Source organism: Methylotenera mobilis JLW8, from assembly GCF_000023705.1.
GTDB classification, from domain to species: Bacteria; Pseudomonadota; Gammaproteobacteria; order Burkholderiales; family Methylophilaceae; genus Methylotenera; species Methylotenera mobilis.
In genome coordinates this window covers 1,301,489-1,315,234 of record NC_012968.1, presented here as the reverse complement: position 1 = coordinate 1,315,234, position 13,746 = coordinate 1,301,489, and the positions used below count along the sequence as shown (strand labels likewise).

Annotated in this window: 13 protein-coding genes; 4 read left to right on the top strand and 9 right to left on the bottom strand. The window is 44.2% G+C overall.

Annotated elements, in window-relative coordinates:
- The first annotated feature begins 18 nt into the window (after positions 1-18).
- Positions 19-963 (top strand): hypothetical protein, encoded by a 945-nt coding sequence (locus MMOL_RS06175; RefSeq protein ID WP_015832157.1) that lies wholly within the window; start codon positions 19-21, stop codon positions 961-963.
- A 98-nt stretch (positions 964-1,061) separates the two neighbouring features.
- Here the strand turns inward: MMOL_RS06175 and MMOL_RS06170 are convergent, their stop codons facing one another.
- Positions 1,062-1,649: a hypothetical protein gene (locus MMOL_RS06170; RefSeq protein ID WP_015832156.1), complete on the bottom strand. Its 588-nt coding sequence runs from the start codon at positions 1,647-1,649 to the stop codon at positions 1,062-1,064.
- A gap of 206 nt (positions 1,650-1,855) precedes the next feature.
- Here MMOL_RS06170 and MMOL_RS06165 point away from each other — a divergent pair, with 206 nt between their 5' ends.
- Together MMOL_RS06165 and MMOL_RS06160 are read left to right on the top strand one after the other, a co-directional pair.
- On the top strand, positions 1,856-3,646 hold the full coding sequence (locus MMOL_RS06165; protein ID WP_015832155.1) for a pyrroloquinoline quinone-dependent dehydrogenase: 1,791 nt from the start codon (positions 1,856-1,858) through the stop codon (positions 3,644-3,646).
- 19 nt (positions 3,647-3,665) lie between these two features.
- Positions 3,666-4,307 carry an arylesterase gene (locus tag MMOL_RS06160; RefSeq protein WP_015832154.1) on the top strand — a complete coding sequence of 214 codons (642 nt, stop codon included), beginning with the start codon at positions 3,666-3,668 and terminating at the stop codon, positions 4,305-4,307.
- A gap of 38 nt (positions 4,308-4,345) precedes the next feature.
- Here MMOL_RS06160 and MMOL_RS06155 read toward each other — a convergent pair whose 3' ends face one another.
- Entirely contained in the window at positions 4,346-4,621 is a 276-nt protein-coding gene (locus tag MMOL_RS06155) for a SemiSWEET transporter (RefSeq protein ID WP_015832153.1), read from the bottom strand.
- A complete protein-coding gene (locus MMOL_RS06150) occupies positions 4,621-5,553 on the bottom strand; it encodes a DUF808 domain-containing protein (RefSeq protein WP_015832152.1) in 933 nt (310 codons plus the stop codon). Before MMOL_RS06150 ends, MMOL_RS06155 begins: the two co-directional genes overlap by 1 nt.
- A 96-nt stretch (positions 5,554-5,649) precedes the next feature.
- Here MMOL_RS06150 and MMOL_RS06145 point away from each other — a divergent pair, with 96 nt between their 5' ends.
- Positions 5,650-7,869, top strand: a complete 2,220-nt coding sequence (locus MMOL_RS06145) for a heavy metal translocating P-type ATPase (protein WP_015832151.1) — start codon at positions 5,650-5,652, stop codon at positions 7,867-7,869.
- 18 nt (positions 7,870-7,887) lie between these two features.
- On the opposite strand, the gene MMOL_RS06140 is transcribed toward MMOL_RS06145, so the two are convergent.
- The 6 genes from MMOL_RS06140 to MMOL_RS06115 are packed head-to-tail and all read right to left on the bottom strand — an operon-like array spanning position 7,888 to position 13,689.
- Complete coding sequence (locus tag MMOL_RS06140; protein ID WP_015832150.1) at positions 7,888-9,228, bottom strand: tetratricopeptide repeat protein; 1,341 nt, start codon at positions 9,226-9,228, stop codon at positions 7,888-7,890.
- A 22-nt stretch (positions 9,229-9,250) separates the two neighbouring features.
- Positions 9,251-10,171, bottom strand: coding sequence for an ExeA family protein (locus MMOL_RS06135; protein ID WP_015832149.1), 921 nt, complete (start codon positions 10,169-10,171; stop codon positions 9,251-9,253).
- A 3-nt stretch (positions 10,172-10,174) separates the two neighbouring features.
- Positions 10,175-11,926 carry a pilus (MSHA type) biogenesis protein MshL gene (gene mshL / locus MMOL_RS06130; protein ID WP_015832148.1) on the bottom strand — a complete coding sequence of 584 codons (1,752 nt, stop codon included), beginning with the start codon at positions 11,924-11,926 and terminating at the stop codon, positions 10,175-10,177.
- A gap of 37 nt (positions 11,927-11,963) precedes the next feature.
- On the bottom strand, positions 11,964-12,362 hold the full coding sequence (locus MMOL_RS06125) for a hypothetical protein (protein WP_238524355.1): 399 nt from the start codon (positions 12,360-12,362) through the stop codon (positions 11,964-11,966).
- An 8-nt stretch (positions 12,363-12,370) separates the two neighbouring features.
- Complete coding sequence (locus tag MMOL_RS06120; RefSeq protein WP_015832146.1) at positions 12,371-13,093, bottom strand: mannose-sensitive agglutinin (MSHA) biogenesis protein MshJ; 723 nt, start codon at positions 13,091-13,093, stop codon at positions 12,371-12,373.
- Positions 13,090-13,689, bottom strand: a complete 600-nt coding sequence (locus MMOL_RS06115; RefSeq protein WP_238524354.1) for a PilN domain-containing protein — start codon at positions 13,687-13,689, stop codon at positions 13,090-13,092. Before MMOL_RS06115 ends, MMOL_RS06120 begins: the two co-directional genes overlap by 4 nt.
- Positions 13,690-13,746: the final 57 nt, after the last annotated feature.

Here is a 13,746-nt window from a genome sequence, read left to right as displayed (position 1 = left end):
CGCTCTTTTACCTATCTCATGTACCTAAATCAAACCAATAGCAGCCAAGTTGATAGCAATCATGTCGAAGAAAACTTTGATGAGTTTTTAGCGCGAGCGCTTAAATTCAAGCCTGTTAGCGAACCGCTGATACGTGTGAACGTCAGCCGTAACACCTTGCTCGCGATTATTATTTCAATCTTGGTGCATTTGGGAATTTTCTTTTTTGCGCCCAAAGTTGAGTTTGATCAGCCACCAGCCAGCCCAGCCAGTAGCATTGAGGTTAGTTTGGCTCCTCCACAAAAGCCAGCGGTTGCACCTCAGCCCAAAATCGAACCGCCAAAAAACGAGACTATAGCAAAGCCCGTTAAGAAAACGCCGCCAATTAAGCCAGAAAAGCATAAACCCATTATTAATGTACCAACCACCAAGGCTGATTCCAGCCTAAAAGTGCCTGATACACCTACATTGCCTCCACCGCCGGTGCAGGAAAATAAGCTAGACCCAAGTAAGTTTCCGGATATGGCTTCCTATATGAAAGCGGTACAGGCCAGCAGGCAGGGCACTGAGTACGACGCAGCGCGGCAAAATGCGGAGGCAATTGCCAAGGAGCGCGGACCTAGTGCAGAGCAAATGCGTGATGAACGTATTAAAAACAACTTTAAAAGCGGTACCAATGGTATTTTTGAGATTACTAGCAAAAGCTCACGTCACGCGACTTTTGCCTTTAAAGGCTGGACTAATGACTATAGCAACGCCAAACTACAGTACTTTGAAGTAGAGGCTGGCAGCGGCCAGGATATTCGCTTGATGATAATAAAACGGATGATTGCGTTAATTCGTGAGCATTATCAAGGTGATTTTACTTGGGAGTCTCGTCGACTTGCACGCTCGGTCACGCAGTCTGCTCGGTTAGAAGACAATGCCGGTTTGGAAGACTTCTTAATGATGGAGTTTTTCGGTACTAATTACCGCAATAACTGAATAAATTAATTACTCATTGCATTAATTATTAAGCGAATTAAACATCGTGTCTAATCCGCTAGTGCTGCGGTGCTTTCTGTTTAAATTATGTGATTAATTTACTTTTCTTTATTCAGCGCACGTCTGTATTCTTCAAGTCTTTCCTGATAATGCTCAGCATCCCCATAATCAATAAAGCGCGCATAGCGTGAGTGCGTGCCCAGTATCTTTCTGGCATGCTTAATCGGACAAAAGTACTGTTCTGTGCGAGCCACGATTTCACTGATGTATGCAATCATACCGCTGCCATAAGCGCAGTAAGTGCAATGAAATTTTTCAATGAAATTTAGGTAGTGCAGTTGCTGTCTATCGTAAATGATGTAATCAGCCCTGCGTACTTTCTTGATGCCGTAAATGGGAAAGCACGTGAACTGATAAAACGTGATGAAAATATCAGTAATCACTAAGGGAATGATCATGGCGTAGATGATAGGCCCGGTAATCAGGTTTTGTGGGCGGTTGGTGACTAGCCAAGTGAAAAAGTTTCTTTTAAGCCGTTTGTGGGTATCTTTCATTGACTTTTCAAACTCAACGCGCTTGCCTTTGATTTGAAAAAATATGGTGGATTGCTGTTCATTTAATGCGGTACGTAAATCATCTTCAAGCTCGGTAATTTGGTTAAGTAATTGTTGAATCCGCTCGTTCATGCAAACCCCTTATGCAATACTTTGGTTAAATGGCTTATATAAATTACAGTACAGCATTTGATGCTCCCTGTCGGTGAGTATAGCGCTATATTGGTGAATTGGCAGAGATAAGGTAATTAGCCGTACAGCTCGTTGGCAAAAACTATACACATCTGTATACTTTAATTAAGTCTTGCCAATTTAGGCTAAATAAAAGGATGTTTTTCATGTATAAGCAATTGAGTTTGGGGCGGTTAAGTCCGCTACTAGTGGTTGCCACAGTTACAATGTCTGCATGTTCTGGCTTAGGTAATCAGCATACAGCCTCTACAGAAAAGGATTGGCCGCTACATGGCAGAGATTACACCAACCAGCGTTTATCACCTCTCACGCAAATTAACACGCAAAATATCAATAAGCTATCGCTAGCCTGGTCGTTTAAAACAGGCGTATCTGCGAGTTTCCAAGCTACTCCAATCGTGCAGAATGGGGTGATGTATGTAGCCTTACCTTATAACCACGTTGTCGCACTGGATGCAAAAACCGGTAAGGAAATTTGGCGTTATCAGCACAACCGTAAAGCAGATTGGAAAATGTGCTGCGGGCCGGCTAGTCGCGGTGTGGCAGTGAGCGATGGCAAAGTGTTTATCGGTACTGTAGATGCTAGACTTATCGCGCTGGATGCAAAGTCCGGGCTTAAGTTATGGGACATTGATGTGGCGGAAGATACCGCTTTAACTGAAAACACAGGCTTGCTCAGCAAGGCAGATGCTAAAAGCAAAAAAGAAAGATATGGCGGCACTGGTATTGGTATCGCAATGGCACCGGTAGTGTACCGTGGCAAGGTCATTGTAGGTGTGACTGGCGTGGGTTATGGCTTGCACATTGATAAACCTAGGATAGATGCACCGTTAGGCGCCGTGGTCGGGGTGAGTGGTCAATATGGTCGCTCTGGTTTTATGGCTGCATTTGATGTACATAACGGCGCTAAAGTCTGGCAATTTGATACCATTCCATCTCAGGGCTGGGAGGGGGCTTTTGCTGAAACCACCTCAGATGGTGTGCAACTCAATCGTGACATTGCCGCTGAAAAAGAAAATCTGAAGACACATCAAGATGCCTGGAAATTTGGTGGCGGCTCGGCTTGGACGACACCTGCGATTGATACCAAAACCAATACTTTGTTTTTTGGCACAGGTAACCCTTCACCGCAGATGAATGATGTATCTCGTCCAGGTGATAATTTATACACGGTATCTCTCGTTGCCTTAAACACTGAAACTGGCAAGATTAAATGGCATTATCAGCAAGTGCCGCATGATGTTTGGGGCTACGATGTAGCAAGCCCGCCAGTGCTGTTTGACTATGTGAAAAACGGTAAAAAAATTGCTGCCGTTGGCCAAGCGGGTAAAACCGGCTGGTACTACGTCAACGATAGAAAAACCGGTGTTTTATTAGCGAAATCAGATGCGTTTGTACCGCAACACAATATGTTTGCCAAGGCTAGCAAAGAAGGTACTGTGCTGTATCCAGGCATTCTGGGCGGCTCAAACTGGAGCCCTAGTGCATTAGATGAAAGCAGCCAAACCAGTTATGTGGCGGGCATCCATGCACCAATTAAATATACCTTAGTGGAAGAGCCAGCCAAGGGTGATTTACCTGCTATCCAATACGTTTCATCAGAGCCAACCAATGATGCGCGTTGGGGCGTGCTATCTGCAATTAACTTAAGCACAGGCAAAATGCGCTGGCAAGTAAAAACCGAGCAGCCGTTAATGGGTGGCTTGTTGGCAACGCGTGGCGGCTTGGTGTTTATGGGTGAGGGCAATGGTTACTTTAAAGCCTATAACAGCAGCACGGGCCAGCAAGTTTGGCAGTCTAAAGCTACTGCCGGCGTGAATGCACCGCCTATCAGTTATGAGATTGATGGCGTACAGTATGTGGCTGTAGTTGCCGGCGGTAATGCTATTTTTGGCTTCCCCGCTGGGGATGAAGTGCTGGTTTACGCCCTGCATTAATGCATAGGATAAGTATTCAATGATTAAAAGTTTTTTGCTAGGAGCTGTTTTACTATTTTTTTCAGCTTGTGGCGGAGGCCATCAGTTTACGGCGCTATCTCCCAACGCTAACGTGGTTGCGCTGGGAGATAGCCTAACCTACGGTACCGGCGCGGCGGATGGTGAAGATTATGTAAGTCTGTTAAGTAGCAGTACGGGCTGGAGCATTATCAATGCTGGCGTGCCAGGCAATACTTCTGCGGACGGCCTAGAACGGCTTGATGCCTTGTTGGCATCACATGATAATGGCGAGCAGAAAATTGATTTACTTATCGTAGAGCTTGGCGGTAACGACTTTTTGCGACACATTCCTGAACCCGAAACTGTACGTAACCTGCGCGCAATATTGGAAAAAAGCAAAGCACGCAATATCAATACTGTATTGATAGCTATACCAAAGTTTAGCCCGATAAGCGCCGCCTTGGGCAGCCTTGAAGATCACCCTTTGTATGAAAAGCTGGCAGAGCAAACCAATACGCCGCTAGTGGAAAATGTGTTTTCAGATGTGTTAGGTAAGAATAGCTTAAAAGCTGATCCTGTGCATCCTAATGCCGAGGGTTACCGCATTGTGGCTAGTGGTTTAAAGCAGTCTCTATCGGACTTTGGCCTGTTAAAGCACTAAAACCGGACTGGCTTATATAGATTTACTTCTATATGGATTTATTTAGCTATTGTTGAGTTGGCATGTGTGATTTTTAGATAAAGCACGACACAGGCCAGCATGAAGGTAATGCTGTTGGCAACAATAATCGGCCAGCATGTCATCAAAATGCCATAAACCAGCCAGCCGAACACGCCTAGACTAAATATGCTGTACATAGGCAGGGATACCCCAGATAAGTCCCTGGTTTTCCAAGAGTGTAGCGCTTGTGGCACAAAAGCAAATGTCGTTAGAAATGCGGATAAATAGCCAATAAAATCTGTCGTATTCAACATTAGCTCGCTTTAGCAACTGGTAGTAATTTTTTAATTATCAGTATTGCCATCAATGCGGCAATGCCTGCAACAACACCAAATAATCCATTTAATAAGGTTGGCATGATGTTTTGTAAAAAGCCGCTGCTCATGCCAGCGCTGATATGCTCAATGGCATGATGCACTACTGGAATACCGTGAACCAAAATCGCTCCACCGACTAAGAACATAGCGGCCGTACCCACCACGGATAAGATCCTCATCATGTGCGGTGCAAACCATAAAATGCCGAAACCAAGTTTACGTTTTAAGCTGGCCAGTAAAGTGTGACCTTTGTCACTGGCTAGGTATAAGCCGCCATCATCCAGTTTTACAATACCTGCAACTAGGCCATAAACCCCAACCGTCATTATGGCAGCAATCCCTGTCAGCACTAGTATTTGCTGTGTAAATGCTGCGGTTGCCACCGTACCTAAGGTGATCACAATGATTTCGGCTGAGAGTACAAAGTCAGTGCGAATTGCGCCTTTGATTTTCTCTTGTTCTAACACCTCTAAGGTTTTGCTCTCATCCTGACCTATCAATTTTTTAGGGTCATGATGGATATCTTCTTTAGCATGGAAAAACTTGTGAAACAGCTTTTCTACGCCCTCAAAGCACAGAAATAAACCACCCAGCATGAGCAAGGGCGTTACCAGCCAATTTGCTAAAGCGCTAATCACCAATGCCAGCGGTACTAGTATCACTTTGTTTACTGCTGAGCCTTTGGCCACCGCCCAAACGACAGGTAGCTCTCTATCTGCGTTGACGCCTGCCACTTGCTGTGCGTTGAGTGCAAGGTCATCCCCCAATACACCTGCGGTTTTTTTTGCCGCAACTTTAGTCATGACAGATACATCATCTAAGATGGTTGCAATATCATCAATCAGTGTTAAAAGACTGGCGCCGGCCATGATTGCTCGTTTCTACACAAAAGTTGAGGGTGAATTGGATAGTCGAGGATTATAATGGATTACCAACATAATCATCTTTATCAATACTAAAAAATCATGGCTAATCAAGTAAATAATGAACGGACCTTCGCGATTAACGGTATGACTTGCGCCTCTTGCGCGAGCCGCGTTGAGAAGGCGCTGCTTAAAGTGCCTGGGGTGACAAGCGCTGAGATTAATCTTGCTTTAGAAACCGCTCAGGTTACGGCTACAGATAAAGTCATGACTCAGCAGTTGGTTGATGCAGTGGTGGCAGCTGGTTACCAAGCACAGTTGTTAAGTGCAGAGCAGGATAGAGTAGAACATCTGGCAGATAAAGATAAACAGCATTTATGGTGGCCAAGTGCGTTGGCTGCTTTATTCTCAATGCCTCTGGTGATTGCTATGGTTGCGCAGTGGCTAGGGTGGCAAGTGGCGATTCCCGGCTGGCTGCAGTGGTTGCTGGCAACGCCGGTACAGTTTTGGCTTGGTTGGCGTTTTTATCAGGCTGGTTGGCATGCGCTCAAGGCCAGAGCCGGCAATATGGATTTACTGGTGGCTATCGGCACCTCTGCGGCTTACGGCTTAAGCGTGTATTTGTTATTTACCCCATCACACGGTGGGGCTTTGCACCACTTGTATTTTGAGTCATCTACGATAGTAATTACCCTGGTGCTGTTTGGAAAATGGTTAGAAAGCCGCGCAAAATCGCAAACAACACAGGCAATCCGTGCTCTCAATACTTTGAGGCCAGAGTTTGCGACAGTTGTTAGCAATGGGCAAACGCAGCAAGTCGCGATTGCTACTGTGAAAGTTGGTGATGTGGTTTTAGTGCGGCCAGGAGAGCGCATTGCGGTGGATGGTAATGTAGAGCAAGGTGATAGCCAGGTAGACGAGTCTCTGATTACCGGTGAAAGCCTGCCAGTGGCTAAAAATATGGGCGATAAGGTCACTGGCGGCGCGATGAATGGGGAAGGCGTGCTATACGTTAAAACCACTGCGGTGGGTGCTGAAACGGTATTGGCACGTATCGTGCGATTGGTTGAATCAGCGCAAGCAAAAAAAGCCCCAATTCAGCGCTTGGTAGATAAAGTCAGCGCAGTTTTTGTGCCGATAGTGATGGCAATTGCCGCACTTACTTTGCTAGTTTGGGGCTTTTACAATGGCAATTGGGAGGCTGCCATTATTAATGCAGTCACCGTGCTCGTTATTGCCTGCCCATGTGCGCTAGGCTTGGCAACACCAACAGCGATTATGGTGGGGACTGGCGTTGCTGCGCAGCATGGTATTTTAATTAAAGATGCAGAGGCGTTGGAGCTAGCACATGCACTTAAAACCGTAGCGTTTGACAAAACAGGCACCCTGACTGAAGGACATCCAAAATTGCTTGTGTTGCGCTCCACTGCGAAAGAAGGTGATGCACTAGATAGTGATCAGTTGTTGATGTTGGCGGCAAGCTTGCAGGCGAGCAGTGAGCATCCATTAGCCAAGGCGGTGACAGATGCCGCTAAGGCCAAAGGTATAACGCTACAATTAGCACAGGGATTACAAGCGTTGGCTGGTAAAGGCGTAGTGGGTGAGGTTGGCGGACAAAAGCTGTATATTGGCAGTACGCGCCTGATGACTGAGTTGAAAGTTAACCTTGCTAAATATAAGGAAGATGCATTGTTGCTGGAGCAATCTGGGCAAAGTGTTTCATGGATAGCGCAGGCGAGGGTGCTAGATAATTTTGCACCTAAGCTATTAGGTTTTTTTAGCTTTGGTGACAGCATCAAACCCACAGCACAGCAGGCGATTACTGCTTTATCTAAGGCAGGTATCAAAACTGTGCTGATATCGGGGGATAACCAAGGCAGTGCCGCTAATGTTGCTCATCAATTGGGGATTTCTCAATATTTTGCGCAAGTGTTGCCGGATGAAAAAGCTAGCATCGTAGCGCAACTCAAGCAAGATGGCTTGGTTGCTATGGTGGGGGATGGTTTGAATGATGCGCCAGCACTTGCCATGGCAGACGTTGGTGTTGCTATGTCTAGTGGTACCGATGTAGCGATGCACACTTCTGGTATTACGCTTATGCGCGGCGATCCGGCTTTAATCGCACACGCGATTGATATCTCTAAGCGCAGTTATCAAAAGATCAGGCAGAATTTATTTTGGGCATTTATTTATAATGTAGTTGGCATCCCGCTTGCGGCGATGGGCATATTAAGCCCAGTATTGGCTGGTGCAGCCATGGCGTTAAGCAGTGTGAGTGTGATTTCCAATGCGCTATTGCTTAAGCTCTGGCGGCCGACATAAAGCGTTGACTGATATTTTTTACTTGCTTAGGTTTTGATGGATTTTTTTGAGTTGCTGATCAACAAAACTAGCAAGGGTGGGGCTGAGAGAACCGGATTGTTGCGCTCTAGTAAATACTTGTTGAGCATTTTCCAGTTTGCCTATGGCTTGTAAAGAAATGCCTAATCCTACCAAGGTGTTAACTTTTACACTGGCGGTGTTGTTTTCAAGTGCAATGGCCTTGGTGTAGTGGGTGATTGCCATATCATGCTGGCCGCTGCGCTGTAGTAATGTGGCGAGAAAGGCATAATAGTCAGCACGATTTCCTGCATAAGGTAAACCTTGCTCTAAAGTGCTTAAAGCAGCAGCTTGCTCGTTTGCATTGATTTGCAGGCGAGCTAAGGCGATACGGAACTCATTTTGCTCAGGGCTAATCTGTAACCCTGTATTGAGCACGTCTTTTGCGTCATTTAGCCTTTTGTTATCAAGTAATAGGCTTGCAAGCGTAAGTCTAGCTTCATGGTGCGTAGGATTAAACTCAAGTGCTTTTGCCAAATAAGCCTCAGACTCTGACACTCTACCTTGCTGTAAGTAAATCAACGCTTGTTGATAATTGCTATTAGCCGTTTGTTCTGGGCTCAATTTTTTATGGATATTAGACTGTTTGTTGGCAAATGTCGGCGCATTTGTAGCTTTATTGCTAACAGACTTTTCTACCTCATTTTTTATACTGTCTTTTAATGTAGGTTCTTTAACGTCAGGTTCTTTTTTTGTGGCCTCGTTTATTTGTGGTGTTGCTGCGCTGTTTTTTTCAGCCTGCACTAATGATGGTGCGCTTTTTTTTTGCAGATTGGGGTCTGGGTTTTTAGCTGGTTGATCTTTAATTGTTTGCGGTGAGAATTTAAGTGCTCTCTCAAATAAATTCGCCGGGAGCTTATTAGGCTTGGTTAAATTGCTAGTGGCGAGATTGCTAATAACAGGGGGGGTGATATCAGATTCATTGCTGATGTCTATATTAACGGTTTGAGATGGCTGGATTTGCGCTGATGCTTCGTGTGGTGTAGCCGGGGCTGCCACTTTATCTTGTATTGAGTGCCCAAATTTGGAGGCTTCAATTTTTAAGGCAGGATTACCACTGTCATTGTTGTCAGATTGATTGCGATTTAGCACTTCTTTGATGCGGGCTGACTGCAAAGGGGTTGAAAGTACTGTGTAGCCAAATGCAATGATAGTCAGGCTAGCACCAATAATATAAATGGATTTGCTGCCTTTTCTTTTGGTATATGCGCCAAATTGCGGCGTGATGGAAGATTGTTGAACCTCTGTGGATGTTGCGCCACGTTGTTCAAGGTCTTTCAGCATTTGATTGATTAAACTCATCGATTGTCTTTTTTATTGAGATTTAATATGGCTTAAGATTGTTAATGAAAATAAACAGGATTAAGCCGAACGCGCCAAGCAGCATAGTTAAGGATAAGCTTTTTGACCCTAAGTATTGCCATTTTGTACCAACTGACTCTGTGTCAGACGCAGCTGCCAATACTTCGCGCATGCCTACTTGATGCTTGCCTTTACCATAGGTGGCCAATAAAGCTTTATGTGCCAATATGTTAATAAGCCTAGGCACGCCTTTTGAGTAATGATACATTAAATATAAAGCAGTATGGCTAAACATACGGCTGCCTTTGTAACCGGCAATCGTGAGGCGGTGATTCAGATAGTAGGCCATTTCATCACGGTTTAACAGGTCAAGCTGATAAGAAAAAGTAATTCTTTGCTTCAGTTGACGGATGGATGCATGGTTGAGTTTATCTTCCAGTTCTGGTTGCCCAAAGATGACAACTTGCAGTAACTTTCTTTTCTCAGTCTCAAGGTTGCTGAGTAAACGTAGTGCCTCTAATGTTTCTATAGGCATAGCCTGTACTTCATCAAGGCAGACCACTACTTTAATGTTGTCTCGCGCAAAGTTTAACAGAGCATGGGTCAACGCATTGAGTATCACGTGTTGCGTTATCTGCGTATCAGTGGGTAAATTAATGTTTAACTCTTCAGCCAATACCATTAAAAGAGATTGCGGCTCTAGATATGGGTTGGGTACGTATGCAATTTTATAACTCTGATCTAAGCTGGACATGAGCTTGCGGCATAGCAGGGTTTTTCCTGTGCCAACTTCACCGGTGATTTTAATAAATCCCTCACCGGTGGTTACTGCGAATATGACTGTGTTTAGTGCATCTTGATAGCTAGCAGATGCAAAGTAATAACTCGTATCTGGTGTAATGCTAAAAGGAAATTCATTAAGCCCGAAGTGTTGCAGATACATGGGTTATTGACCTTCGGCGCCCGTGTCTTGCCTGCGCATATCTTCGATACGCTGCTTACTTGATAACATGTCGTTTGACCAGCTCTCTTGGCCTTGAACAACAGATGCTTTTAGCAAAATGACCAGTTCAGTTTTTGTTTTGCTAGCGCTCTGTTGGCGGAAAGCTGCGCCTACGCCTTTGACATCACCCAAGCCAGGTACTTTAGATTTAGTGCTTGATGCGCTTTCTGTCATCAAACCGCCAATCACTATCACGCGCCCGTCACGGGTACGAACAATACTGTCGGTCTCACTAATATTGCTAGATGCTAATGGTAGGTTAATTTGACCAGCGGTCCCACCTAATGTTACTTGTTTATTGACGGTTGAAACCTGGCTGATAGAAGGATGCATGTGCAGAATGATATTGTCATCTTTATCAATCTGCGGCGTTACATCCAAGGTAATCCCCGAGAAAAATGGCTGTAATATTACTTCTGGCACGGTGGTGGTTGCACCTACTGATGCAGTAGTATTAGAAGAAATACCTGTTACAAAAAACTCATCAGTACCGACTTTGAGCACTGCTTTTTGATTGTTAATCGAAGAAATACGTGGGCTGGATAGTACTTGTACGTCGCCTTGTGTCTCTAAGAAAGATAGTAGGGTAGAGAAATTAGCGCCTTGAAGTGCAATGGCAAACAGCGGTCCACCTAAGGCGGTTGTTGCAGCATTAGACAATACGGTGCCGGTAGAAGCCGTTAAGTCACCGCTTACTAGGTTGCCATTTCCACTGCTTGAAAGGCGAGTGTTTGCATTGATGTTTCCTACAATACCGGTATTAGAACCGCTGCGACCGAATACGGACCAGTTCACACCGCTTTGGGATTGATCATTCAGCTGTACATTGAGTATTTTGGCTTCAAGTATCACTTGGCGCTCAATAGATACCTGCATTAAGTTTAAAAAGGACTCAACGTTACGAATCTCGTTCGGCATTGCGCGCACGACAATCACACCTGATTGCAGGTTAACAATAACGCGCCGGCCATTTTCGTTACCCACAATACCATTTAAAGACTCTGTTAAATCACGCCAAAAATCGTTATTGGACGTAGTGTTAATACTTGAGCTAGTAAAGGTACGGTTGTTGTTGGCGCCACCACTAATGTTGTTTGATACTTGTGAAGTAGCTCCAGTGCTATTAGCACCTTGCTGATTGTTTTGGCTGCCACCACTAATCGAGCCTGATGTGACGCGTATATCAGATGCGCCCTTACGTTGCCCAACAATGTAATTCACTTGAAATACTCGGGTTTGCATTGATTGTTGCTCAATAAAGATGCGAGAGCCATCTATCTTATATTCGTAGCCATAAAGCTCTCTTAAAGCGTCTAGAGCCTCAAAGACAGTGACATCTTTTAAATTAACCGAGATATCTCCTTTAATGTCGGGATGCACCAACATGCTGTAACGTGTTCCACCTACAATCCCCATCAAAACCTGATTTGCCGGGGCGTTGTTAATGACTAAATCAAAACGTTGTTCAAGTTTTTTGGCGGTAGCTTTTGGGATTTCAATTTTTAATGGTGGTAGTAGTGCGTCATTGATTTCTACTGGCGTAACAGACTTAGTGGACTTTGTTTCAGCCCCAACTGTTAACTCATCTTTGATTGTGTTTAGCGTAGTTTGATCATGAGGCTGCAAAAATCCAGCGCAGCTAGTGAGCAGCATTACAATCAGTAGTGGAGATAGTCGTATTGCAGTTATCGGCATTTTGTTCTCGTTTAGTACATTTTTCTATATTGAACAGTCATTTTTGCTTGAGTTGACTGCTTTTTTTAGCGAGGTTAGCTTGATCATTAGGCGGTAGTATTTTCTTTTGTATAGAATATTCCATCGTTAATATTTTTAAAGTATTGTCTGGATTGCGCAGAACGGCCTCTCGCTCATTAAGCCTGATTAATGTGGCGCCGTCATATTTTTTTCCTAGCATTACCTTTTGCCCATTAATAATCGCTGCATGGTAATTGGCGCCGAGGATGATTGATTGTAACACGGGGCCATCAAGCAAACCGCTACCGTCAATGCTATGCGCCTGATTATAAAAAGCTAGAGGCGGTTGGGTTGGGTCTTTTAGTGCTTCTGCGTAAGCAGTATTTAGTGTAAGCAACCATATTGTCCCGATCTGCCATAATTGGTTAAAAGTCATGTTCATACTTATATGCTCAACCATGTTTTATCTGAGCTTAAAGTATATACCGTTAGTTTAAGCTGGTTATTCGGAAATGATTTTACAGTAAGTTCACCACGGTCCCACAGCACATGCCAATGCATACCTTCGATAGTAGCAACATACTCCAGTAAATCTAAATAACGACCCTCTACTGTAATTTCCACGCCATGTTTAAATAAAGTGTCCTCCTGAGTAGGTGCTGGATTTTGCTCGGCTGAGTTAGGTGTAGATTGTGCATCGGATCTATCAGTAGGTTTTAATGGCATCTCTACGATATTTTGTGTAGGCAGCGTATTTAATGCGATTAATTTTAATTTGCCATTTTTGGATAGTAAATCCCTTAATAACTCAGGCATTTTTTCTGGACTAATTAAGCTAACATCAAGCTGACTTTGGGCGGATTTAAGCGCTTGTAGCTGCGTATTTAGTTCCGCAATCCGCTCCTTATTTTGTGCGTCTGGATCAATAGGAGGTTTGTTTATGTATAAGGCTGTCTGTTGCTGCAACTCTTGCACTAGTGCCTGATCTGTCGAAATTTCAGTTAGCAATCTTTTTTTGTGTGTCTCCAATGAGTCGAGTAAAAGCATCTGCATGACGGTATAGGTAAGTAACGCAGCTGCTCCAAGCACCATCAAACGTTCACGTTGATTAAGTGATTCAACTTTATTGGAAAGTAGTACCCATTTTTGTATAAAGGTGGCTTTCAAGGATTACCTCCAGTCATGGGAACTGTGTTCGTGTTGCGAAGGGGAGTGCTAGCTGTTGCTGCTGATGTGTTATCAAACTTGGACTCTAATGAAAACTCAATGTAATTAGGTTCATTTGTAATCGTTAATGTGTTCTTTGTATTACTTTTTTCCGCTTCTGGCTTGTTTTGCGTTGTTTGCGTCTGTGTACTAGCTACTTTAGGCATGCTGATATTTAAACCAGAAAACAATTTACCTTTTAGTGCAGGTTCGTTGCTTAAGCCATTGATATATTGCGGCACCAAATCGCCACGAAGAGCACGACCCTGAATATTAAGTGTATCTGTTTGACTATCAACACTAAAGCCAGTTAACCAAAGCCCCTCAATGTTCTGTTTGGCAAATGCTCGCATTAATGCAGCGTAGCTGTTGGTCGGCATATTGCTTGATTGCCTAAGTGTGTTAAGTATCTTCTGATGTATTTTTTCGCTTTCCTCAAGCGCTTCAATCTGTTTTTCCAGTGCGTTGTCTTTATCACGCGGCATGTGCAATGCAGTGATTGCTTTGAGTTCGGTTTGTATTTTGATGAGCTCATTAGCCACTTGCTGGCGCTGCATGCTAAGAGAGTTAACTTCGCTTTTAACATAAGCGTAATAAGTTAGCATTGCAATTGT

Coding starts and splice junctions, on each gene's coding strand:
- MMOL_RS06175 (WP_015832157.1), top strand. CDS start 19: ATGTACCTAAATCAAACCAATAGCAGCCAAGTTGATAGCAATCATGTC.
- MMOL_RS06170 (WP_015832156.1), bottom strand. CDS start 1,649: ATGAACGAGCGGATTCAACAATTACTTAACCAAATTACCGAGCTTGAA.
- MMOL_RS06165 (WP_015832155.1), top strand. CDS start 1,856: ATGTATAAGCAATTGAGTTTGGGGCGGTTAAGTCCGCTACTAGTGGTT.
- MMOL_RS06160 (WP_015832154.1), top strand. CDS start 3,666: ATGATTAAAAGTTTTTTGCTAGGAGCTGTTTTACTATTTTTTTCAGCT.
- MMOL_RS06155 (WP_015832153.1), bottom strand. CDS start 4,621: ATGTTGAATACGACAGATTTTATTGGCTATTTATCCGCATTTCTAACG.
- MMOL_RS06150 (WP_015832152.1), bottom strand. CDS start 5,553: ATGGCCGGCGCCAGTCTTTTAACACTGATTGATGATATTGCAACCATC.
- MMOL_RS06145 (WP_015832151.1), top strand. CDS start 5,650: ATGGCTAATCAAGTAAATAATGAACGGACCTTCGCGATTAACGGTATG.
- MMOL_RS06140 (WP_015832150.1), bottom strand. CDS start 9,228: ATGAGTTTAATCAATCAAATGCTGAAAGACCTTGAACAACGTGGCGCA.
- MMOL_RS06135 (WP_015832149.1), bottom strand. CDS start 10,171: ATGTATCTGCAACACTTCGGGCTTAATGAATTTCCTTTTAGCATTACA.
- mshL (WP_015832148.1), bottom strand. CDS start 11,926: ATGCCGATAACTGCAATACGACTATCTCCACTACTGATTGTAATGCTG.
- MMOL_RS06125 (WP_238524355.1), bottom strand. CDS start 12,362: ATGACTTTTAACCAATTATGGCAGATCGGGACAATATGGTTGCTTACA.
- MMOL_RS06115 (WP_238524354.1), bottom strand. CDS start 13,689: ATGCAGCGCCAGCAAGTGGCTAATGAGCTCATCAAAATACAAACCGAA.